This window comes from Salmonella enterica subsp. diarizonae (assembly GCF_008692785.1).
GTDB lineage: Bacteria > Pseudomonadota > Gammaproteobacteria > Enterobacterales > Enterobacteriaceae > Salmonella > Salmonella diarizonae.
The window spans coordinates 179,281-201,687 of the sequence record NZ_VXJV01000007.1 but is presented as its reverse complement, the minus strand read 5'-3'; the positions used below and the strand labels follow the sequence as shown (position 1 = coordinate 201,687).

The 22,407-nt window shown below is 53.1% G+C and carries 19 protein-coding genes, 6 tRNA genes and 1 other RNA gene; 14 read left to right on the top strand and 12 right to left on the bottom strand.

Annotation, left to right across the window (positions count from 1 at the left end; translation table 11 throughout):
• Nucleotides 1-151: 151 nt before the first annotated feature.
• Nucleotides 152-1,117: a glucokinase gene (gene glk / locus F4V72_RS16015; protein WP_023247446.1), complete on the bottom strand. Its 966-nt coding sequence runs from the start codon at nucleotides 1,115-1,117 to the stop codon at nucleotides 152-154.
• Nucleotides 1,118-1,320: 203 nt separating this feature from the next.
• On the opposite strand from glk, the gene F4V72_RS16010 reads away from it, so the two are divergent.
• Entirely contained in the window at nucleotides 1,321-2,556 is a 1,236-nt protein-coding gene (locus F4V72_RS16010) for an ion channel protein (RefSeq protein ID WP_080070327.1), read from the top strand.
• A gap of 19 nt (nucleotides 2,557-2,575) precedes the next feature.
• On the opposite strand, the gene F4V72_RS16005 is transcribed toward F4V72_RS16010, so the two are convergent.
• Entirely contained in the window at nucleotides 2,576-4,228 is a 1,653-nt protein-coding gene (locus F4V72_RS16005; protein WP_150342474.1) for an alpha-keto acid decarboxylase family protein, read from the bottom strand.
• Between the two features lie 179 nt (nucleotides 4,229-4,407).
• Between F4V72_RS16005 and mgrA the strand changes: the two genes are divergently transcribed.
• Together mgrA and ypeC are read left to right on the top strand one after the other, a co-directional pair.
• Complete coding sequence (mgrA, locus tag F4V72_RS16000) at nucleotides 4,408-5,406, top strand: L-glyceraldehyde 3-phosphate reductase (protein WP_023247443.1); 999 nt, start codon at nucleotides 4,408-4,410, stop codon at nucleotides 5,404-5,406.
• Between the two features lie 113 nt (nucleotides 5,407-5,519).
• Nucleotides 5,520-5,846 (top strand): DUF2502 domain-containing protein YpeC, encoded by a 327-nt coding sequence (ypeC, locus tag F4V72_RS15995; protein ID WP_000490091.1) that lies wholly within the window; start codon nucleotides 5,520-5,522, stop codon nucleotides 5,844-5,846.
• Between the two features lie 61 nt (nucleotides 5,847-5,907).
• Here the strand turns inward: ypeC and F4V72_RS15990 are convergent, their stop codons facing one another.
• Nucleotides 5,908-7,149, bottom strand: a complete 1,242-nt coding sequence (locus F4V72_RS15990; protein ID WP_063390669.1) for an Nramp family divalent metal transporter — start codon at nucleotides 7,147-7,149, stop codon at nucleotides 5,908-5,910.
• Nucleotides 7,142-7,186 carry a hypothetical protein gene (locus tag F4V72_RS24845; RefSeq protein ID WP_418338175.1) on the bottom strand — a complete coding sequence of 15 codons (45 nt, stop codon included), beginning with the start codon at nucleotides 7,184-7,186 and terminating at the stop codon, nucleotides 7,142-7,144. The genes F4V72_RS15990 and F4V72_RS24845 overlap by 8 nt, the downstream gene beginning before the upstream one ends.
• Before the next feature lie 305 nt (nucleotides 7,187-7,491).
• Here F4V72_RS24845 and nupC point away from each other — a divergent pair, with 305 nt between their 5' ends.
• Nucleotides 7,492-8,694 carry a nucleoside permease NupC gene (nupC, locus tag F4V72_RS15985; protein WP_136058158.1) on the top strand — a complete coding sequence of 401 codons (1,203 nt, stop codon included), beginning with the start codon at nucleotides 7,492-7,494 and terminating at the stop codon, nucleotides 8,692-8,694.
• A 55-nt stretch (nucleotides 8,695-8,749) separates the two neighbouring features.
• Here nupC and F4V72_RS15980 read toward each other — a convergent pair whose 3' ends face one another.
• The 3 genes from F4V72_RS15980 to F4V72_RS15970 all read right to left on the bottom strand — a co-directional run bounded on the left by F4V72_RS15980 (nucleotide 8,750) and on the right by F4V72_RS15970 (nucleotide 11,323).
• Complete coding sequence (locus F4V72_RS15980) at nucleotides 8,750-10,939, bottom strand: EAL domain-containing protein (RefSeq protein WP_136058157.1); 2,190 nt, start codon at nucleotides 10,937-10,939, stop codon at nucleotides 8,750-8,752.
• Nucleotides 10,940-11,129: 190 nt separating this feature from the next.
• Nucleotides 11,130-11,205 (bottom strand) — tRNA-Ala (locus F4V72_RS15975).
• Between the two features lie 42 nt (nucleotides 11,206-11,247).
• Nucleotides 11,248-11,323, bottom strand: a tRNA-Ala gene (locus F4V72_RS15970).
• Between the two features lie 221 nt (nucleotides 11,324-11,544).
• Between F4V72_RS15970 and F4V72_RS15965 the strand changes: the two genes are divergently transcribed.
• Nucleotides 11,545-11,907, top strand: coding sequence for a MerR family transcriptional regulator (locus F4V72_RS15965; RefSeq protein WP_023183053.1), 363 nt, complete (start codon nucleotides 11,545-11,547; stop codon nucleotides 11,905-11,907).
• Nucleotide 11,908: 1 nt separating this feature from the next.
• Complete coding sequence (locus tag F4V72_RS15960) at nucleotides 11,909-12,301, top strand: MerR family transcriptional regulator (protein ID WP_053507797.1); 393 nt, start codon at nucleotides 11,909-11,911, stop codon at nucleotides 12,299-12,301.
• 53 nt (nucleotides 12,302-12,354) lie between these two features.
• Here F4V72_RS15960 and gltX read toward each other — a convergent pair whose 3' ends face one another.
• Complete coding sequence (gene gltX / locus F4V72_RS15955; RefSeq protein WP_053507798.1) at nucleotides 12,355-13,770, bottom strand: glutamate--tRNA ligase; 1,416 nt, start codon at nucleotides 13,768-13,770, stop codon at nucleotides 12,355-12,357.
• 258 nt (nucleotides 13,771-14,028) lie between these two features.
• On the opposite strand from gltX, the gene F4V72_RS15950 reads away from it, so the two are divergent.
• The 5 genes from F4V72_RS15950 to F4V72_RS15925 all read left to right on the top strand — a co-directional run bounded on the left by F4V72_RS15950 (nucleotide 14,029) and on the right by F4V72_RS15925 (nucleotide 14,732).
• Nucleotides 14,029-14,104: transfer RNA gene (locus tag F4V72_RS15950), tRNA-Val, on the top strand.
• Between the two features lie 45 nt (nucleotides 14,105-14,149).
• A tRNA-Val gene (locus tag F4V72_RS15945) sits at nucleotides 14,150-14,225 on the top strand.
• Between the two features lie 41 nt (nucleotides 14,226-14,266).
• Nucleotides 14,267-14,342, top strand: a tRNA-Val gene (locus F4V72_RS15940).
• A 4-nt stretch (nucleotides 14,343-14,346) separates the two neighbouring features.
• A tRNA-Lys gene (locus tag F4V72_RS15935) sits at nucleotides 14,347-14,422 on the top strand.
• A gap of 184 nt (nucleotides 14,423-14,606) precedes the next feature.
• A non-coding RNA gene (locus F4V72_RS15925) (RtT sRNA) lies at nucleotides 14,607-14,732 on the top strand.
• Between the two features lie 157 nt (nucleotides 14,733-14,889).
• On the opposite strand, the gene F4V72_RS15920 is transcribed toward F4V72_RS15925, so the two are convergent.
• The gene (locus F4V72_RS15920; RefSeq protein WP_136058156.1) at nucleotides 14,890-15,816 is read right to left on the bottom strand and encodes a LysR family transcriptional regulator; all 927 of its coding nucleotides are present in this window, start codon (nucleotides 15,814-15,816) and stop codon (nucleotides 14,890-14,892) included.
• A gap of 89 nt (nucleotides 15,817-15,905) precedes the next feature.
• Here F4V72_RS15920 and F4V72_RS15915 point away from each other — a divergent pair, with 89 nt between their 5' ends.
• Nucleotides 15,906-16,904: a bile acid:sodium symporter family protein gene (locus F4V72_RS15915; RefSeq protein WP_046094370.1), complete on the top strand. Its 999-nt coding sequence runs from the start codon at nucleotides 15,906-15,908 to the stop codon at nucleotides 16,902-16,904.
• On the opposite strand, the gene F4V72_RS15910 is transcribed toward F4V72_RS15915, so the two are convergent.
• The 3 genes from F4V72_RS15910 to zipA all read right to left on the bottom strand — a co-directional run bounded on the left by F4V72_RS15910 (nucleotide 16,901) and on the right by zipA (nucleotide 20,182).
• A complete protein-coding gene (locus F4V72_RS15910) occupies nucleotides 16,901-17,119 on the bottom strand; it encodes a DUF3820 family protein (protein ID WP_063390672.1) in 219 nt (72 codons plus the stop codon). The two genes, F4V72_RS15915 and F4V72_RS15910, sit on opposite strands and share 4 nt — an antisense overlap.
• Before the next feature lies 1 nt (nucleotide 17,120).
• On the bottom strand, nucleotides 17,121-19,136 hold the full coding sequence (gene ligA / locus F4V72_RS15905; protein ID WP_053507801.1) for an NAD-dependent DNA ligase LigA: 2,016 nt from the start codon (nucleotides 19,134-19,136) through the stop codon (nucleotides 17,121-17,123).
• Nucleotides 19,137-19,207: 71 nt separating this feature from the next.
• Entirely contained in the window at nucleotides 19,208-20,182 is a 975-nt protein-coding gene (gene zipA / locus F4V72_RS15900; RefSeq protein ID WP_023248130.1) for a cell division protein ZipA, read from the bottom strand.
• Between the two features lie 229 nt (nucleotides 20,183-20,411).
• Between zipA and cysZ the strand changes: the two genes are divergently transcribed.
• Complete coding sequence (gene cysZ, locus F4V72_RS15895) at nucleotides 20,412-21,173, top strand: sulfate transporter CysZ (protein ID WP_000255009.1); 762 nt, start codon at nucleotides 20,412-20,414, stop codon at nucleotides 21,171-21,173.
• A gap of 163 nt (nucleotides 21,174-21,336) precedes the next feature.
• Nucleotides 21,337-22,308 (top strand): cysteine synthase A, encoded by a 972-nt coding sequence (gene cysK / locus F4V72_RS15890; protein WP_023248131.1) that lies wholly within the window; start codon nucleotides 21,337-21,339, stop codon nucleotides 22,306-22,308.
• Nucleotides 22,309-22,407: the final 99 nt, after the last annotated feature.

Below are 22,407 nucleotides of genomic sequence, written 5' to 3'. Positions count from 1 at the left end.
GCGAAAAAAAACCGCGTGAGAAACGCGGTTTGGAGACTGATAATAGAATTCTTAATTGCTTGATGGCGCTGCGCTTATCAGGCCTACAGATGACACGCTTTTGTAGGCCAGATAAGGCGGTTACGCCGCCATCCGGCGAGACCCATCAGGCTTATAGAATATGGCCTAGTGTCTGACGCAGATGCGCGCCGGAGCCTAACAAGCCGGGATTATCATGGACAATCAGATAGACCGGAATACCGTGTACATAATCTTTAAAGCGGCCTTTATCTTCAAAACCACCACGGAAGCCAGACGCTTTAAAAAACTCCAGGAAACGCGGGACAATGCCGCCAGCGATATAAACGCCGCCAAATGTCCCCATGGTTAACGCCAGATCGCCGCCAAATCGTCCCATAATGACGCAAAAGAGCGACAACGCGCGGCGACAATCGATACAACTATCCGCCAGGGCGCGCGCGGTAATATCTTTCGGGCGCAAATTTTCCGGCAGACGGTTATCGGACTTAACAATCGCCCGGTAAAGATTCACCAGCCCCGGGCCAGACAACACGCGCTCGGCGGAAACGTGACCAATTTCGGCGCGCAGTATTTCCAGAATCATGGCTTCTTCTTCGCTGTTAGGCGCAAAATCGACATGCCCGCCTTCGCCCGGAAGGCTAATCCAGCGCTTATCCACATGTACCAGATGCGCCACGCCCAGCCCGGTTCCCGCGCCATACACCGCAATGGGTTTGCCGTCTATCGGTTCGCCGCCGCCGAACTGAATTAAATGCTCTTTTTTCAGCATCGGGATCGCCATCGACACGGCGGTGAAATCGTTGATGATTTCCAGATGACTAAAGCCGAGATTTTTTTTCATTTCCGCAATAGAAAAAGCCCAGGTATGGTTTGTCATCGCCACCCAGTCGCCGGTAATCGGACAGGCTATGGCGATACAACCATCTTCCACGCTGACGCTATGCTCATCGAGGTAAACGCGCACCACAACCTCAAGGCTGGGATAGTCCAGACCGGAATACGTTTTGGCCTGCGAGATTTCTCCACTGGCGATATCACACAGGGCAAGACGCGCATTCGTGCCGCCTACATCTCCTACTAAAGCATACTTTGTCATTCTTCTACTGCTCCGCTAAAGTCAAAATAAGTCTTTGTCACACTGTAAATTCATGGGGGCATAACAACAACGGCCATCAGGCTGACTGCCTATAAATATAGATCTTCATCACAGAATTACTTTCTTGTTTCAGCACCAATTGCAGCAATGCCGTCGGGCAGGCTGTGCAAAATAGGTATACGACCCCGTGTAAGGAAGAGATTATGTTCCACCCGCGTGCCCGAACGATGCTGCTGCTGTCGCTCCCTGCACTGATTATTGGCGTAGCGTCAAGCCTGGTTTTAATCGCCGCGATGAAAGTCGCGTCAGTTTTTCAGCAATTTCTTTGGCAACGGCTGCCCGCCAGCATCGGAATCGCTTATGATTCGCCGTTCTGGATAGTGGGTATGCTCACGCTAACCGGGATCGTGGTGGGTTTGATTATCCGTTATAGTCCAGGACACGCTGGCCCCGATCCGGCCATTGAGCCGTTAATCAGTATGCCGATCTCGCCATCTGCGCTGCCCGGATTGCTTCTCGCCTTAATCATCGGCCTTGCCGGTGGCGTAAGCCTGGGGCCGGAGCATCCGATAATGACAATAAATATCGCGCTGGCGGTGGCTTTCGGCTCCCGCCTGTTTCCGCGTATCACGGCGTTAGACTGGACGATTCTGGCCTCGGCCGGTACCATCGGCGCGCTGTTCGGCACGCCCGTCGCCGCGGCGCTGATTTTTTCGCAAACGCTTAGCGGCTCTAACGATGTTCCCATGTGGGATCGCCTGTTTGCGCCGTTAATGGCGGCAGCGGCGGGGTCACTCACTACCAGCCTGTTCTTTCATCCGCATTTTTCGTTACCCATCGCCCATTACACGCAGATGCGACTGATGGACATTGCCAGCGGAGCGATCGTCGCGGCGATCGCCATTGCCGCAGGGATGGTCGCCGTCTGGTGCCTTCCGCGTCTGCATGAGTTACTGCACCGGCTGAAAAATCCGGTCCTGATTCTCGGTATTGGCGGTTTTATACTGGGTATCCTGGGCGTCATTGGCGGGCCGCTTACCCTGTTTAAAGGACTGGACGAAATGCAACAAATGGCGTTTAGCCAGACGCTGGGCACGGGAGATTATTTTACCTTAGCCATTGTCAAACTCGCCGCGCTGGTCATCGCGGCGGCGAGCGGTTTTCGCGGCGGGCGCATTTTTCCGGCCGTGTTTATCGGCGCGGCGCTAGGACTCATGCTCCATGCCCATGTTGAGACCGTGCCCGCGGCGATTACCGTCTCCTGTGCGATTCTTGGCTTAGTGCTGGTGGTGACGCGCGACGGCTGGCTCAGTCTGTTTATGGCTGCTGTCGTCGTACCAGATACCAATCTACTGCCGCTGCTCTGCATTGTGATGCTCCCCGCCTGGCTATTGCTGGCGGGAAAACCGTTGCTGGCCGCCAACCGTCACGAACCCTAATCCGGCGCAGCGGGGGCCATTATCCCCCGTTGCGGGCTTCCAGCGCCCGGGTCACGGTACGCAGTAATTCCGGCAGATCGGCTTTTGGCAACATCACTTCAATAAATGACAAACGTTGTGGGCGCACCAGCCGTTCGAGGACCTCTGCCAGTTGAATAGCCTGCGTCACCCGCCAGCACTCCGCCTGTTGCGCCGCGTTTAGCGCCTGTGGTATCTGCGTCCAGTTCCAGCTCGCGATGTCATTATACCGCTGGGCCGCGCCGTGAATGGCGCGCTCTACGGTATAGCCGTCATTGTTGAGCAGCAGGATGAGTGGCGCCTGCCCGTCACGTAACATCGAGCCCATCTCCTGAATCGTGAGCTGCGCCGCGCCATCGCCGATAATCAGAATCACCCGCCGATCGGGGCAGGCGGTTTGTGCGCCAAACGCGGCGGGCAAGGAATAGCCGATAGATCCCCACAGCGGCTGTACCACAACTTCCGCACCATCCGGAAGCGACAGCGCGGCAGCGCCAAAGGCAGCGGTGCCCTGGTCGACAAGGAGAATATCGCCAGGTTTGAGATACTGCTGTAAGGTTTGCCAGAAGTTTTCCTGGGTCAGTTCTCCCTTATCAATCCGCACAGGCTGTCCGGCGGAACGCGGCGTCGGCGGTGCAAAAGCGCATTCAAGGCACAGTTCGCGCAGCGTAGACACCGCCTGCGCCATCGGGAGGTTGAACCAGGTTTCGCCGATGCGCGACGCGTAAGGCTGAATCTCCAGCGTGCGTTCCGCCGGCAATTGTTGGGTAAATCCGGCAGTAAGGGTATCGACAAAACGGGTGCCGACGCAGATGACCCTGTCGGCGTCCTCTATGGCCTGACGCACCTCTTTGCTGCTGGCGCCAGCGCTGTAGGTGCCAACGAAGTTCGGGTGCTGTTCATCAAAAAGCCCTTTCCCCATCAGTAGTGTCGCATGGGCGATGGGCGTTTCCGCCATCCAGCGCTGCAACAGAGGCCGTAAACCAAAGCGCCCGGCAAGAAAGTCGGCCAATAGCGCAATGCGCCGACTGTTCATCAGGCACTGACGGGCGTAGTAACGAAATGCCGTCTCCACGCCACTTTGCGTTTCATGCGCGGGCAACGTCAGCGCCTCCGTAGGCGGGATGGCCGTTTTTTTCGCCACGTCGGCGGGCAACATGATGTATCCAGGCCTGCGTGCGGCAAGCATTTCACCCAATACGCGGTCAATCTCGAAACAGGCATTCTGCTCATCCAATATTGCGCTGGCGGCAGATATCGCCTGACTCATGCGATAAAAATGACGAAAATCGCCGTCACCGAGGGTGTGGTGCATCAATTCGCCACGCTGCTGCGCAGCGCTACAGGGCGCGCCGACAATATGCAAGACCGGTACATATTCCGCGTAACTGCCCGCGATACCGTTCATAGCGCTAAGCTCTCCCACGCCAAAGGTAGTGAGTAGCGCTCCAGCGCCCGACATGCGCGCATAACCGTCCGCAGCATAAGCGGCGTTCAGCTCATTGGCGCATCCCACCCAACGCAGGGTCGGGTGGTCAATCACATGGTCAAGAAACTGCAAGTTATAATCGCCCGGTACGCCAAAAAGATGGCCAATGCCGCATCCTGCCAGTCTGTCCAGCAAATAGTCGGCCACGGTGTAGGGGTTTTGCATGACAGCGTTCCTTTTGACGTTAACATTATGTTGAGTATTAAGGAACGCTGATGGCTGTCCAGCACGACGGGCATGAAAGTCTGGAAAACAATGTTTACAGTAGCGAACAGTAAAATCCGAATACCTCCTGGCGAGTGTAACCGTATACACTATTTATTCACGTCACAGGGGGAAAGGTCATGGTTTATCAGCCCGATGAGAATCGTTATCACACAATGGAATATCGTCGCTGCGGACGCAGTGGCGTCAAACTTCCCGCCATTTCGCTGGGGTTATGGCACAACTTCGGCGATGCGACACGGGTAGAAAACAGCCGGGCGCTGCTGCAACGTGCGTTCGATCTGGGCATTACCCATTTTGATCTCGCCAATAATTATGGCCCGCCGCCGGGCTCCGCAGAATGTAATTTTGGCCGCATTCTGCAGGAAGATTTTTTACCGTGGCGCGATGAATTGGTCATCTCCACCAAAGCGGGCTACACCATGTGGGATGGCCCTTATGGTGACTGGGGCTCACGGAAGTATCTTATCGCCAGCCTCGATCAAAGCCTGAAACGTATGGGGCTGGAGTATGTCGATATCTTTTATCACCATCGCCCCGATCCCGAAACGCCGCTTAAAGAGACGATGAAAGCGTTGGATCACCTTGTCCGCCAGGGCAAAGCGTTGTACGTGGGGATCTCTAACTATCCTGCCGATCTGGCGAGACAAGCTATCGATATTCTCGAGGATCTCGGCACGCCTTGCCTGATTCATCAACCTAAATATTCGCTTTTTGAGCGTTGGGTGGAGGACGGATTACTGGCGCTGTTACAGGAAAAGGGCGTCGGCAGTATTGCGTTCTCGCCGCTGGCGGGCGGACAGCTCACTGACCGTTATCTGAATGGCATTCCGGAAGATTCCCGCGCGGCGAGCGGAAGCCGTTTCCTTAAACCAGAACAGATTACCGCCGACAAGCTGGAAAAAGTTCGCCAGTTGAATGAACTGGCTGCGCGACGGGGCCAAAAATTGTCTCAGATGGCGCTCGCCTGGGTACTGCGTAACGATAACGTTACCTCGGTGCTGATTGGCGCCAGCAAACCGTCACAAATCGAAGATGCCGTAGGAATGCTGGCAAATCGCCGTTTTTCAGCAACGGAATGTGCAGAAATTGACGCTATCCTGAACACGCGACTTTAGCAAAAAATGCTCTCCTTCATGATTTAAGAGTTAAGGCGATGAAACAAAGCTTTACTGCTTCGTAATATTGCATTAACAGGCCGGCTACGGCTCGATCGTGAAGGAGAGAAAGTATGTTCAGGTCACTGATTCTGGCGGCAGCCTTGTTGGCTTTTACACCGCTTGCCGCGAATGCGGGCGAAATCACCCTGTTGCCCTCAATAAAATTACAAATTGGCGATCGCGATGATTACGGTAACTACTGGGACGGCGGTCGCTGGCGCGACCGGGATTACTGGCACAACCATTATGAATGGCGTAAAAATCGCTGGTGGCGCCATGACAACGGCTATCATCGCGGCTGGGATAAGCGTAAAGCGTATGAACGCGGTTATCGGGAAGGCTGGCGCGATCGCGACGATCATCGCGGGCGAGGCAGGGGTCACAAGCATCACCACTAAGCCTCCTGCTGAATGACAGCCCGATGACGCCAACGCATCGGGCCTGCTATCTTTTGATCTCCTATGACAACCCCATCACCGTTCCAACCAGCAACCAGATATTCAGGGCGACGACCAGCACGACAATCATCCAGCCAATCTGTTTTACCCGCCGCGTATTCACCAGCTCGCCCATTAGCGTGGGGTTACTGGTGAAAATCAGTAGCGGCACCAGCGCCAGCGCAATACCAAAACTCAGCAGCACCTGGCTCATCACCAGAATTCGGGTAGGGTCAAGCCCCATCAAAATCACAATAAATGAGGGCAGCATGGTAATAAAACGCCGTACCCACAGCGGAATGTGAAAACGGACAAACCCTTGCATCACCACCTGCCCCGCCAGAGTTCCTACCACGGTGGAGGAAAGCCCTGCCGCTACCAGACTAAGACCAAACACCGTTGCCGCCGCATGGCTAAGCAACGGTTCCAGCGTCAGGTATGCCTGATCGAGATCGGCGATGCCGGTGTGCCCGCTAAAATGAAACGCCGCAGCGGCGGTTGCCATCATTGCCAGATTGACAAAACCGGCAATCGTCATGGCTATAGCAACATCCCATTTCGTTGCTGAATATCGCTGTTGCCGCGTTCCGCCATGCAGATGCTGCGTTAATGAAGAGTGCAAATAAATCACGTGCGGCATAATCGTCGCGCCAAGCACGCCGGCGGCTAAGAATACGGCTTCCGAATTCGGTAGCGCCGGGATAACCATTCCTTTGCCGAGCTGCGCCATATCAGGCTGAGAGAAAAACAGCTCCACTATGTAAGCGGCGGCGACAAAAAGCAGTAAACCGCCGATGACTTTTTCAAGCGGTTTTTGACCGCGGCGCTGTAACATTAAAATCAGAAACGTCGCGATACCCGTCAATACCGCGCCCTGTAATAAAGAGACGCCCAGGATCAGCTTAAAACCAATTGCCGCGCCGATAAACTCAGCTAAATCGGTGGCCATCGCGATGATTTCCGCCTGCACCCAGTAAAACCAGACCACCGGGCGCGGATAATGGTCGCGAATTTGCTCCGCCAGATTCTTGCCCGTGGCGATCCCGAGCTTTGCCGAGAGGATTTGAATCAGCATTGCCATCAGGTTCGCCCAAACCACCACCCAGAGTAGCTGATAGCCAAAGCTGGCGCCAGCCTGAATATTGGTCGCGAAGTTACCGGGATCGATATAACCAATCGCGGCAATGAACGCAGGTCCCATTAATGCGAGCCTTAGCTTGCGCGCCGCCCGTCCGCTGCTATTCTCTACGCGATTGTCAGTCATCTTTTGCCTCAAAAACATAGCCTTTGCTATGTTTCATGCTATGTTTATTGATAATGATTATCAAGTGCATTTCAATGGGTACGGGTGATTACTTTGATAGTGTGAAACGATAGACCGATACGATGACGACCTGTATCAGAACACTTTGGCTTAACATTACAAGATTAGCACACTGATATAACTTTTCATTTTCATATTCAGCACAGTAAAAGTGTATTACAGATCACTAATTTTGAATCTCGTCACAGGTCCTTATTATAGTGTGTGTTGGATCTCGTTTTCTTTACGGCTGTTGCATAGAATGTGCACGAAAATTAAACCTGCCTCATATTTGGAGCAAATATGGACCGCGTCCTTCATTTTGTCCTGGCGCTTGCCGTTGTTGCGGTACTCGCACTGCTGGTTAGCTGCGACCGTAAAAAGATTCGCATTCGTTACGTCATTCAGTTACTCGTTATCGAAGTGTTACTGGCCTGGTTCTTCCTGAACTCTGATGTTGGCCTTGGCTTCGTAAAAGGTTTCTCCGAGATGTTTGAAAAACTGCTCGGATTTGCCAACGAAGGGACAAACTTCGTCTTCGGCAGTATGAACGATCAAGGTTTGGCGTTTTTCTTCCTGAAAGTATTGTGCCCGATCGTCTTTATTTCCGCGTTGATCGGTATTCTCCAGCATATCCGCGTTCTGCCAGTAGTCATCCGCGCTATTGGTTTCCTGTTGTCCAAAGTAAACGGTATGGGCAAACTGGAGTCTTTTAACGCCGTCAGCTCGCTGATCCTGGGCCAGTCCGAGAACTTTATCGCTTATAAAGATATCCTCAGCAAAATGTCCCGTAACCGCATGTACACCATGGCGGCGACCGCAATGTCTACCGTTTCCATGTCTATTGTGGGCGCGTACATGACGATGCTGGCCCCTAAATATGTGGTCGCTGCGCTGGTTCTGAACATGTTCAGCACCTTTATCGTTCTGTCGCTGATCAACCCGTACCGCGTGGATGCCAGCGAAGAAAATATTCAGATGTCGAACCTGCATGAAGGCCAAAGTTTCTTCGAAATGCTGGGCGAGTACATTCTGGCAGGTTTTAAAGTGGCGATTATCGTCGCAGCGATGCTGATCGGCTTTATCGCGCTGATCGCGGCGCTGAACGCGCTGTTCGCAACGGTTACCGGTTGGTTCGGCTATAGCATCTCCTTCCAGGGCATTCTGGGCTACATCTTCTACCCGGTCGCGTGGGTGATGGGCGTACCTTCCAGTGAAGCGCTGCAGGTAGGAAGTATCATGGCGACCAAACTGGTTTCCAACGAATTCGTGGCGATGATGGATCTGCAAAAAATCGCCTCCACCCTCTCTCCGCGCGCTGAAGGCATTATCTCTGTCTTCCTGGTATCCTTCGCGAACTTCTCTTCCATCGGTATTATCGCGGGCGCGATTAAAGGCCTGAACGAAGAGCAAGGCAACGTGGTTTCCCGTTTTGGTCTGAAACTGGTTTACGGTTCTACGCTGGTGAGCGTACTGTCCGCCTCTATCGCGGCGCTGGTACTGTAAGCTTTAGCTTTTTAATTCAGAAACCGGGGAGCTATCCCCGGTTTTTTTATGCCGCTTATTTGCCTAACGGGCGCGGGCGGCCAATCAGATATCCCTGCAAACTGTGTACACCAAGCCGCAATAGCAGATCGCGCTGCGCAGGCGTTTCAACAAACTCAGCCACGACGCTCAACGATTTCGCTTTCGCTAAATCAGTAATTGATTTCACGATCATCGCATCCAGGGAGTCCGTCAGAATATCTTTTACGAAACAACCGTCGATTTTAATGATGTCCGCCTTGAGGCGTTTTAGCCGTTCATAGTTTGCATAACCGGTGCCGAAATCATCAATTGCGATTTTTAGGCCAAATTTACGCAGTTGGTTGATATTGTGCATACTGATTTCGGAATGAGAGAAGGCCTGTTCTTCAGTAATTTCGATGATGACCGAAGCAGGCGGGACGCCATAGCGTTTAAAGCACTGAATAATGCGCGGCGCCGTCTCTTTTTGCAGCAGCGTCAGCGGCATCAGATTAACTGAGAAACGCGCTCCCTGCTCCGCCGACGGATGCGTGGACAGCCATTGCAGAAGCGCTTCCATCACCTGCATATCAAACCGCACGCTCAGGTTAAACTGGGCGATAAGCGGAATAAACTGATTCGGCATCATGATACCGTCGTCGCATCTGAGCCGCGTCAGAATCTCGTCATACCCTTTTCCCTGCGCGTCGCGGATAGGCTGAGCATACAAAACAAGCGCGCCGCGCTCCAGCGCCTGACGGATTTTCTGCAACCGCAGCACCCGTTCGGTCGTCTGACCGGAAGCGGCTTCAATACTATGGGTCAGTGCAAGCACCCGACGATGCGAACAGGATTGCTCCGCCAGCCAGCTTAGCTGTCCTAACAACGGTTGTAAGGTTTCCTGGCGACCATCGAATGTTCCCCACGATGCGCCGTATTCCATTTCCAGGCCGGTATTGTTCCAGTAAATTTTGCGATTATTAAGCACATTGAGCATATATTGCAGGCGGGCTTCAGTCTCCGGTCCCGTCAGTACCAGCAATAACTCACTGCCCGGCAGATGGAAAATTTTCTCCTTTTCCAGCAGCAGCGGCTGCAACGCGCGAAACACCTCGCGTTCGCAATGAACGCGCATCAGCATACCGTAATGACGGCTCAGAAATTCCAGGTTTTCCATGCGTAAATAACACACGCTTTGCCCGGCATCCTGTAAAAGAAACTGCTCCAGCGCGCGCAGGTTAGGCAGTTGCGTCAACGGATCGGTCAATGCCTGCGAGTGCCATTGTCGATTCAACCATTCGCTGCGCTGGTTAATCCGCGCCATGTATAACAAACAAATACTAAAAGAAATGAGAACCGAAAGAATAAATGCCAGCGAATATTCTGATCCTACGCCCTGCAGAAAATTGCGGTTGTAGCTAAGCAGGAATAGCGCAGTGATAGCCCAGCTAAAATTCAATAGCGCATAACTGATTTTCCCCACGCCGAGGGTAAATCCAATGGACAGGACTGGCACCAGATAGCCAGCAATATACTTTGTCTCGAAAGGCGTACACAGCACCGCTAATAGCGTCGCCAGAGTTGCAAACCAGAGAAGCGTAAACAAGCGTTTTTCTTTGGCGAGATAAGGAGCGACATCCCTCCGCCAGAAAATACGAATATAGTGCGGACTGACTATCATCCGCAGCGGATAATAGAAAAAGAGGGTAAAAATAAGCGCGGCAGAAATCAGACTCAATAAATCGACAATCGAGAAAATAGCGGTGCCGATGCCAAAGAAGGTAGATATGGTCACCGGGAAAGCCAGGTAGTGCCCCGCCAGATACATACTGATTTTTATGCCGAGCGGCGTCATTAGCCCTAACCAGAAAACGCGTAGCCAGATGCCTTTGTTGGGTATTCCGTAGCGCCAGCGTGCGCCCAACTGCCAGCGTACGATAGCGCAAAACAGCAACACGGGAAACGTTTGGCAAAATAGCAGCACCAGCGCCTGTGGCAGAGGTAAATGAAAATTCCATTCATTGGTCAACATCATTCCGCCTACTATCGGCGCGACGCCGCGGCGGCCAAATAAGAACAGAACGGCAAACATGACGCAGAGCGGTAGCCAGGCCAGAAAAATATAGTTGGAATCAATTATGGCGCGGGGAGAAATGAGACGGGATACCAGAATAGCCGGAACGGTCAGGCAGAGAGCCAGTAAAAATATTTTTATATTTTTTAGTACATTATACTTATCCGGCATTGGTTTAATGCTCACATCATTATATAAGGCGCATGAATAATAAGTATATTCGTATCGTGAAGCAATCTAACAAAAGCTCATATTGACAGCAAAAGCAGTGGCAAACAAACGCACGTGAAGAACAGATCAGGCACCATAAATTCTGTGACAAAAAACAAAAACCCCCGCTTTGCAGCGAGGGTTTGAATGTTGGTGGAGCTAAGCGGGATCGAACCGCTGACCTCTTGCATGCCATGCAAGCGCTCTCCCAGCTGAGCTATAGCCCCGTAGTGCTTTTACGTATACGCCAAATTTATTGGGAGTAAATTTGGTGGAGCTAAGCGGGATCGAACCGCTGACCTCTTGCATGCCATGCAAGCGCTCTCCCAGCTGAGCTATAGCCCCACTACGTAAAGCTTGTCGAGTTGACGGGCGGCATCATATGAATTCCCTTCGCATGTGTCAACGGCAAAATGAACTTGCCGAATTCAATCGCTGAAAAAGCATTCAAATAAAAGACATTGCGGCACAACTCGCATTCAGTAGTTAAACGCGTCACGGTTTCGACTAAAATGGTGCTATAAAATGAACCACTAATTAACCCCACGACTATTCAGGGAATCGTTATGTTCAAGGAACGGATGACGCCAGAAGAACTCGCTAATCTCACCGGTTACAGCCGACAAACCATCAATAAATGGGTACGGAAAGAAGGCTGGGCGACATCGCCCAAACCCGGCGTCCAGGGCGGTAAAGCCCGTCTGGTTCATGTAAACGAACAGGTTCGTGAATATATCCGCAGCGCTGAGCGTTCGGTTGACCACCACGCAGACACATTCACGCCTGCCAGCGACGCATCGCTTGAAGCGCTGCTCATGACGCTCGCTAAAGAGATGACCTCATCCGAGCAGAAACAGTTTACCTCTCTCCTCGTTCGCGAAGGGATTACCGGTTTGTTACAACGCTTAGGGATACGCGATAGCAAATAATATGAAAAGATTACGCAGTAAAATGACCACTGAAGAGCTGGCTGAATGCCTCGGCGTGGCCAGACAAACCGTCAATCGCTGGATCAGAGAACAAAACTGGAAAACCGAAAAATTTCCCGGCGTCAAAGGCGGACGCGCAAGACTCATCCATATTGATGCCAGCGTGCGGGAATTTATTCTCAATATTCCGGCTTTTCGCAAACTGCCTGCGTTTTATCAGGCGGAAGAGGCTTTCGCAGAATATGCGAACGCGGCGCACAGTCACGCTTATCGACAAATTATTGATGCAGTTGAAAATATGTCTGCTCAGGAACAGGAAAAACTGGCGCTGTTTTTATCGCGGGAAGGTATTCGCGGATTTCTGACGCGTTTAGGTATCAATGAGGCGGACTAACAAATAAAAAACGGCAGGCGTCTTCCCTGCCGTTCATTCTGTTTCAGCTCGCGTTACTGCTGGCTTTCACGCTCGGCGATAAAGCCCAGCGCTTTGTTGATACGCTCAATGCTGCGGGTTTTGCCAATCGCGTGTACGGTAACATCCAGCGCAGGAGACTGCCCGGCGCCGGTCACGGCCACACGCAGCGGCATCCCCACTTTACCCATCCCCACTTCCAGCTCATCCGCCGTGGCCTGAATCGCGTGGTGGATGTTTTCTGCTGACCAGTCCGTAATCGCCGACAGCTTGTCGCGTACCACTTCCAGCGGCTGACGCGCCACCGGGCGAAGGTGTTTTTTCGCCGCATCGGCGTCAAACTCGCTGAAGTCTTCATAGAAATAGCGGCAGCTCTGCGCCATTTCTTTCAGAGTTTTGCAGCGTTCTCCCAACAACTTCACCAATTCAGCAAGCTGCGGGCCGTTACGGGTATCGATATTTTCCTGCTCGATATGCCATTGCAAATGCGTCGCCACATATTCCGGCGCCAGCGTATTGATGTAGTGGTGGTTCAGCCATAGCAGTTTATCAGTGTTGAATGCACTAGCCGATTTACTGACTGCATTCAGGGAGAACAGTTTGATCATCTCTTCACGGGTGAAGATCTCCTGATCGCCGCTGGACCAGCCCAGACGCACCAGGTAGTTCAGTAGCGCCTCCGGCAGGTAGCCATCGTCGCGATACTGCATGACGCTAACCGCGCCATGACGTTTAGACAGTTTTTTACCGTCGTCGCCGTTAATCATCGACACGTGCGCGTACATCGGCACCGGCGCGTTTAACGCTTTCAGGATGTTGATCTGGCGCGGAGTATTGTTGATATGGTCTTCGCCACGAATCACATGGGTAATTTCCATATCCCAGTCGTCAACCACCACACAGAAGTTGTAGGTCGGCGAACCGTCGGTACGGCGAATGATCAAATCGTCCAGCTCCTGGTTGCTGAATTCGATCGGCCCACGGATCTGGTCATCAAAAATAACGGAACCGTCCTGCGGGTTGGCAAAGCGCACCACGCATGGCTCATCGTCGGCATGATGCTCGTGGCTATGACGGCAATGCCCGTCATAACGCGGCTTCTCGCCTTTCGCCATCTGATCTTCACGAAGCTGATCCAGACGCTCTTTGGAGCAGTAGCATTTATAGGCCGTTCCCGCCTCCAGCATCTCGTCAATAACCGCGTTATAGCGATCAAAACGTTTGGTCTGGAAATACGGGCCTTCGTCCCATTCCAGGTTCAGCCAGTTCATACCATCCATGATGGCTTCGATGGCTTCCGGCGTGGAACGCTCAAGATCGGTGTCTTCAATACGCAGCACAAACTCACCGCCGTGGTGACGTGCGAAAAGCCAGGAATAAAGAGCAGTACGCGCGCCGCCGACATGCAGATAACCTGTCGGGCTAGGCGCGAAGCGAGTTTTGATTTTCATGAAATGGCCTTACGTTTATAAAGATGCCGACAACCGGCAAATCCTGGAAAGATGAATAGCCTTGTATTCTATCACTGTGGCTTGATTCCTCAATGTTGATCCGGTCAGAACGCTGCGCTTTACTATTTCCGTATAGAAATCATGCAGCGTGGGGTGATTCACGATCGTTTTGTTTAATTTTACGACGAACAAACAAAAACTTTAGAAAATGCGTTGACTCATTTTCAACTCTCCCTATAATGCGACTCCACACAGCGGGGGTGATTAGCTCAGCTGGGAGAGCACCTCCCTTACAAGGAGGGGGTCGGCGGTTCGATCCCGTCATCACCCACCAACTACTTTATGTAGTCTCCGCCGTGTAGATAAGAAATTAAGAAATGGGTGATTAGCTCAGCTGGGAGAGCACCTCCCTTACAAGGAGGGGGTCGGCGGTTCGATCCCGTCATCACCCACCACTTTCTCGCCAGCTAAATTTCTTATTGTGAAGTACCGAAGTGGGTGATTAGCTCAGCCGGGAGAGCACCTCCCTTACAAGGAGGGGGTCGGCGGTTCGATCCCGTCATCACCCACCACTTCGGGTCGTTAGCTCAGTTGGTAGAGCAGTTGACTTTTAATCAATTGGTCGCAGGTTCGAATCCTGCACGACCCACCAATGTAAAAAGGCGCCCTAAAGGTGCTTTTTTGCTATCTGCGATATAAACGATTCGAACCTGCGGCAGGTTCGTGTCGAACGCAGTGAGACAACGGAGCCGCTTGCGGCGAGGGCCCGAAAGGCGAGCGAAGCGAGTCATCCTGCACGACCCACCAATGTAAAAAGGCGCCCTAAAGGTGCCTTTTTGCTATCTGCGATATAAACGATTCGAACCTGCGGCAGGTTCGTGTCGAACGCAGTGAGACAACGGAGCCGCTTGCGGCGACGGCCCTAAGGGCGAGCGAAGCGAGTCATCCTGCACGACCCACCAATGTAAAAAGGCGCCCTAAAGGCGCTTTTTTGCTATCTGCGATATAACCTGCGCCAGGCGTTACGTTTATCGGGCCTACGCGGCGAATGTAGGCCGGGTAAGGCGAAGCCGCCACCCGGCATAAATACCGCAGCAACGCTACCGGCTCGCTTACCGTCTATATCTGATACAGCGGATCTTTCGCCCTCGCTGCGGTTAATTCGCTGGCCTGGGTGCGTACTACATCCCATAATGCCTGCGCCGCCGTGGAGAGCGATCGGTTTTTTCGCCGCGCCAGCATGAGCTGTCTTTCAACTACGGGCGTCAGCCGTTTAACCAGCAAGTGGCTGTCCTGCGGGAGCGGTAACGCCAGCGCAGGCAGTACGCTGATGCCGATTCCCGCTTCCACCATTGGAAAGAGCGTGGCGGGATGGCCAATCTCCTGCACGATATCCGCCTCAATAGCAAAATGGGCAAGCGCCGCATCAATCAGCGGTCGGCTACCGGAAGCATAATCCTGTAAGACCAGCGGCGCCTGTTTAAGATCCTGCCAGCTCACCCATTCCTGATGCGCCAGCGGATGATCCTGGCGACACAACAGTAAAAAAGGCTCTGATAAGATAGCTTCACACTGTAAATCCACCACTGCGCCGGGATCGATAACGATCCCAAAATCCACTTCCCCCTGACGAATGCTCTCCAGCACCCACTGCTGCGGACGATCGTGCAGTACAAAATCAATAGCGGGATAAAGTGAATTACTTTGGGCAATACATTGCGGAATAAGATGCGCAGAAATGGTCTGGCTGGCAGCAACGCGCACGGTGCCAGTTAATTGTGTCCCTACTCTGCCTGCATCGCGCAGTATACTGTTCAGTTCATCAAGCACCCGCTCCAGACGCGTCGCCAGTTGTTGCCCCGCCTCGGTCAGCACCACCTCACGCGTAGTGCGATCCAGCAGTCTGGCGCCGATTTGCCGCTCCAGCTCTTTTACGCTATGACTGACTGCAGACTGGCTTAGTCCAATCATATCCCCTGCCCGACTAAAACTTTTTGCCTGGGCGACGGTAATAAAAATACGCAGTTGACGCAGTGAATAATTCATCGACTAAATTCATATATAAATGCAATAAATCAATTTTATTTCTCAAAGCGAAAAACGCAAAATGGCTGCACCGACTTTCAGGAGTTTTTATGAAACTTTTTCGTATCCTTGACCCTTTCACGCTGACGCTTATCACCGTGGTACTACTGGCCTCTTTTTTCCCGGCGGAAGGCGGCTTTGTGCCTGTCGTTGAAGGCATCACGACAGCGGCCATCGCTCTGCTGTTTTTTATGCATGGCGCGAAGCTTTCGCGTGAAGCGATCATCGCTGGCGGCAGCCACTGGCGGTTGCATCTGTGGGTCATGTGCAGCACTTTTGTGCTCTTTCCTGTCCTCGGCGTACTGTTTGCCTGGTGGGCGCCTGTCAATGTCGACCCTATGCTCTACAGCGGTTTTCTATATCTGTGTATTTTGCCCGCCACCGTGCAGTCTGCGATTGCGTTTACTTCACTCGCGGGCGGTAACGTCGCGGCTGCGGTGTGCTCAGCGTCTGCGTCCAGCCTGCTGGGCATTTTCCTGTCGCCGCTGCTGGTCGGTCTGGTAATGAATATTCATGGCGCGCAGGGCAGTCTGGAAGAGGTGGGCAAAATTATGCTGCAACTGCTACTGCCTTTCGTGCTGGGACACCTGTCTCGCCCGTGGATTGGCAACTGGGTCGCGCGCAACAAAAAGTGGATCGCGAAGACAGACCAGACCTCTATTTTGCTGGTGGTCTACTCGGCGTTCAGCGAAGCGGTAGTCAACGGCATCTGGCACAAAGTCGGCTGGGGATCGCTGCTGTTTATCGTCGTGGTCAGCCTCGTACTGCTGGCGATCGTCATAGCCGTTAACGTCTTTGTCGCCCGTAAATGCGGCTTCAATAAAGCCGACGAAATCACTATCGTCTTCTGCGGTTCGAAAAAAAGTCTGGCCAACGGGATTCCGATGGCCAATATTCTGTTTCCGACGTCAGTGCTGGGTATGATGGTATTACCGCTGATGATCTTCCACCAGATCCAACTGATGGTCTGCGCAGGGCTGGCGCGGCGCTACAAACGCCAGACCGAGAAGTTACAGGCGCAGCAGGAAAGCCACGCCGCGAAAGCTTAAAGCGGGCGTTTCAGGGGCTGCACCAGTTGCGTCAGCCCCTCGGTTTTAATCAGCAGCGTGATTTGCATCAGCTCCCCCAGCTTACCCGTCGGAAATTGATCTTTACGGGCAAACCACAGCAAATACTCTTCCGGAAGGTCGATCAATCGACGCCCCTGATATTTGCCGAACGGCATCAGCGTATTAGCGATGGCGATCAACTGCTCTTTCTCCATATCAGATACCCAGCAAACGAAGCATTTCCGCTTCATCAATGACATTGATGCCCAGTTCCTGCGCTTTGGCAAGTTTGGAACCCGCCGCTTCACCCGCAATCACCAGATCGGTTTTCTTCGATACGCTGCCTGCCACTTTCGCGCCCAGCTCCACTAAACGCGCTTTAGCGTCATCGCGGGACATCTGGCTCAGGCTACCGGTTAGTACCACGGTTTTACCGGCAAACGGGCTGTCGATCTCTTGCGCATTAATGACAACCGGCGCGGGCCAGTGAACCCCTTCCGCCAGTAGCTGTCCGATCACGTCACGATTGCTCTCTTCGGCAAAAAAGTTAAAGACGTGCGTAGCGACCACAATCCCCACGTCAGGCACTTTTTGCAACTCGTCAGTGGAGGCGGCCTGCAGTGCCTCCAGCGTACCGAAATAAGCCGCCAGCCCCGCCGCCGTCGCTTCACCGACTTCACGAATACCCAGCGCATAGAGAAAACGCGCAAAGGTCGTCGCTTTGGCTTTTTCCAGCGCGTTAACGACATTTTGTGCGGATTTTGGTCCCATTCGGTCCAGGCCGGTCAGTTTACCCGCCGTCAGACGGAACAGATCCGCTGGCGTATGGACATACTCCCTTTCCACCAGTTGGTCGATGATCTTATCGCCCATCCCGTCCACATCCATCGCCCGGCGCGACACAAAATGTTTGAGCGACTCTTTACGCTGCGCGCCACAAATCAATCCACCGGTACAACGGGTAACGGCTTCGCCTTCGACTCGCTCTACGTCCGATCCGCACACCGGACAGTGCGTTGGAAACACAATCGGACACGTCTCTTCAGGGCGTTCGGACAGTACCACATTTACCACCTGAGGGATCACATCGCCTGCCCGACGGATAACCACCTTATCGCCAATGCGCAAGCCAAGACGCTCAATTTCATCGGCATTATGCAACGTGGCATTGCTGACCAGTACACCAGCCACCTGAACCGGTTCCAGACGCGCCACCGGCGTAATTGCCCCGGTGCGCCCTACCTGAAATTCAACATCGCGCACAAAAGTCATCTGCTCCTGAGCAGGAAATTTAAACGCCACCGCCCAGCGCGGCGCGCGAGCCACAAAGCCTAGCTGTTCCTGCAAAACCAGCGAGTTGACCTTAATCACCACGCCGTCGATATCAAAACCGAGCGTGGGACGATCTTCTTCGACGTTGTGATAAAAATCCAGTACCGCCTGGGGAGAATCGCACAGCGTCACGCGATCGCTGACCGGTAGCCCCCATGCTTTAAATTGCAGCAAACGTCCCAGATGCGTATCCGGCAACTCACCACCTTCCAGAATACCGACGCCGTAGCAGAAGAATGTTAGCGGTCGCTTCGCCGTAATACGCGGATCGAGCTGACGCAGCGAGCCTGCCGCCGCGTTACGCGGGTTAGCAAACACTTTGCCGCCAGTGCGGCGCGCTTCTTCATTGATCTTTTCAAACCCGGCCTGCGGTAAAAATACCTCTCCGCGAACTTCAAGACGCGCCGGAATGTTATCGCCGTGCAGCTTTAACGGAATGGCGCGAATCGTGCGCACGTTAGAAGTGATATCTTCACCGGTGGTGCCGTCGCCACGCGTCGCGGCGCTTACCAGCACGCCGTTTTCATACAGAATGCTGACCGCCAAACCATCCAGCTTTAGCTCGCAGCACCAGGTGACATTTTCCGTGCTTTTTAGACGATCCTGCACCCGCTTGTTAAACGCCAGGAAGCTTTCTTCATCAAATACGTTATCGAGCGACAGCATCGGCACTTCATGGCGAATCTGGTTAAATGCCGTCAGCGGCGCCGCGCCAACGCGCTGCGTGGGCGAATCCGGCGTGATGAGATCCGGGCGTTGCGCCTCCAGTTTCCGCAATTCCCGCATCAGGCGGTCATATTCGGCGTCAGGAATCTCCGGCGCATCCATCACATGATACAGATATTCATGATGGCGAAGCGTGGTTCGCAGTTCTGTCAGTTGTTGTTCGATTGGTTCCATATCACACCATCAATGATAAAAAACCCCCGACAGGCGGGGGTTACGTTAAAAATGTCACACCTGCGTTAACCTCAGGCGTTAGCGTCCATCACCTCGCGGATGCGGTCCTGATATTCGCGCAGTTTTTGCGGCGTCATCATCCGACGCTGGTCATCCAGCACGACGCCGCCGACCTCATCAGCGATATGCTGCGCGGATTGCAGCATCAGCTTAAAGTTCTGCAGCGCATCGCCATAAGACGGCACCTGCATAAAGATAGTGACGCCAGGCGTAGTGAAGTCCGTCATTTCAGGATCGAACGTTCCCGGATTGACCATATTCGCGAGACTGAACAAGGCCGGGCCGCTGCCATCCGGGCTCAAATGACGATGGAAAATATTCATATCGCCAAATTTAAAGCCTGACTGCTGAATACTGTTCAGTAACACTTCACCATTAAGCTCGCTGCCATGATGGGCCGCGACGTTCATAATGATGACCGCCTCTTTACGCTGCGGTTTTTCCACAACCGGCGCTTCTTCCACCACCGGTTCCGCCTCAACCACAGGTTCCGCAGGCTGGAAGGTTTGCGGTGCGGGCTGCGCAACAGGCTGCGGCGCTTGCGACGGCGGTGCAGGCTGCTGTTGCGACGGCTGTACCGGCGGCGCAGATGGCTGAGCCTGCTGAGGCTGCGGCACAGGTTGGGGCGGTTGCTGAACCGGCGGTTGCATCGGCGCTTGCGGCTGCGGTGGTGCCGCTGGACGCGGTTGCGCAGACGCATAAGGCGGCTGGTACTGGTGTTGCGGCGACTGGCGAGGGGCATCATGCTCCTGCGGCTGGCCGGGGGCATGATTCACGCGGTGAACACGAACTTCACCCACGCCTTCGTCTTCTTCGACATCGTCGTCATACGAGTCGTCGTCGCGTTTTGATTTCATGCGTTTTAGTGGACGATCGCGGAACATAGAAGATCGTTCTTTACGGCTGGTCCAGAAACCATGTACCAGTAAAGCGATTATGGCGATCGCGCCAACAATGATTAATATCAGACGCAAATCCTGCATCATTATATTCTCTGTTGTTCTAACACCTTGCCACCACGGCAAACATTTACTCACTAAGAGTATTTGCCGATTACGTCAAGTGCAAGTGTACTGTTGGCTTTCGCAGCATAAAGATGAAGGAAAATGTGTTTTTTGCTGTTTTTTCGAACATTTCCGAACTATCCACCGTCTGATAACCGGGTAAGATATCCACGTTTACCCAGGGCTTTAAGAAAAGGAGTATGTCCTGAATATGGTTTCATCATCCACAACCGTACCACGTAGCGGCGTCTATTATTTCTCGCAAGGATGGAAATTAGTTACCCTACCGGGAATCCGCCGCTTTGTTATTTTACCTTTGCTGGTCAACATTGTGCTGATGGGCGGCGCATTTTGGTGGCTGTTTACGCAGCTTGACGCCTGGATACCTTCGTTGATGAGTCATGTACCGGACTGGCTGCAATGGCTGAGCTATCTGCTGTGGCCAATTGCGGTTATCTCTGTTCTGCTGGTCTTTGGCTATTTTTTCTCTACCCTCGCCAACTGGATCGCCGCGCCGTTTAACGGTCTTTTAGCCGAACAGCTTGAGGCGCGGTTAACCGGCGCCACGCCGCCAGATACCGGCGTACTCGGCATCATGAAAGATGTACCGCGCATTATGAAACGCGAATGGCAAAAGCTGGCGTGGTATCTGCCGCGCGCTATTGTACTGCTGGTTCTCTATTTTATTCCTGGCATTGGCCAAACCATCGCGCCGGTGCTGTGGTTTTTGTTCAGCGCCTGGATGTTGGCGATTCAGTATTGCGACTACCCGTTTGACAACCACAAAGTGCCGTTTAAAACGATGCGCGCCGCGTTGCGTACACAGAAGGTCGCGAATATGCAATTTGGCGCGCTCACCAGCCTCTTTACGATGATTCCGGTGCTTAACCTTTTCATTATGCCTGTCGCTGTCTGTGGCGCGACGGCAATGTGGGTTGATTGCTGGCGTGCTAAGCACGCGTTATGGAAATAAAGTAAAAATGTATAAATAAGGGATGGCTTATGCTGTCTCTTATTCCATACTGATAACCATTATTTCCCATCAGCATATAGATATGCGAAATCCTTACTTCCCCATATCTGGCTGGAAGGTATGCTGGGAAGGTATCCCAATTTCATACAGTTAAGGACAGGCCATGAGTAAGATTTATGAAGATAACTCGCTGACTATCGGTCATACGCCGCTGGTTCGACTGAACCGTATCGGTAACGGACGCATTCTGGCGAAGGTGGAGTCACGCAACCCGAGCTTCAGCGTCAAGTGCCGTATCGGCGCCAATATGATTTGGGATGCCGAAAAGCGCGGCGTACTGAAACCTGGCGTGGAACTGGTGGAGCCTACCAGCGGCAATACCGGTATTGCGCTGGCGTATGTCGCCGCCGCACGCGGTTACAAACTCACCCTGACCATGCCGGAGACCATGAGCATCGAACGCCGCAAGCTACTCAAAGCATTAGGCGCGAATCTGGTGCTGACCGAAGGAGCGAAAGGGATGAAAGGCGCTATTCAGAAAGCTGAAGAGATTGTCGCCAGCGATCCGCAAAAATATCTCCTGCTTCAACAGTTCAGCAACCCTGCCAACCCGGAAATCCATGAAAAAACCACCGGCCCGGAAATCTGGGAGGACACCGATGGTCAGGTAGATGTGTTTATCTCCGGCGTCGGCACCGGCGGTACGTTGACCGGCGTCACGCGTTATATCAAAGGGACGAAGGGTAAAACCGATCTTATCACCGTCGCGGTAGAACCCACCGACTCCCCGGTTATCGCCCAGGCGCTGGCAGGCGAAGAATTGAAGCCGGGTCCGCATAAAATTCAGGGCATCGGCGCAGGCTTTATCCCAGGCAACCTGGATCTGAAGCTGATTGATAAAGTGGTTGGTATCACCAATGAAGAGGCCATTTCTACCGCGCGCCGTCTGATGGAAGAGGAAGGTATTCTGGCGGGAATTTCTTCCGGCGCGGCGGTCGCTGCAGCGCTTAAGCTACAAGAAGATGAAAGCTTTACCAATAAGAATATTGTGGTTATCCTACCCTCATCAGGTGAGCGTTATCTGAGCACTGCGCTGTTTGCCGATCTCTTTACCGAGAAAGAACTGCAACAGTGATGCCAGCATGTTAAAAACGCGTAAAAAAGCACCTTTTTGGGTGCTTTTTTGTGGCCTGCTTCAAACTTTCACCTCACCTGGCATTGATTCACCCTGCCG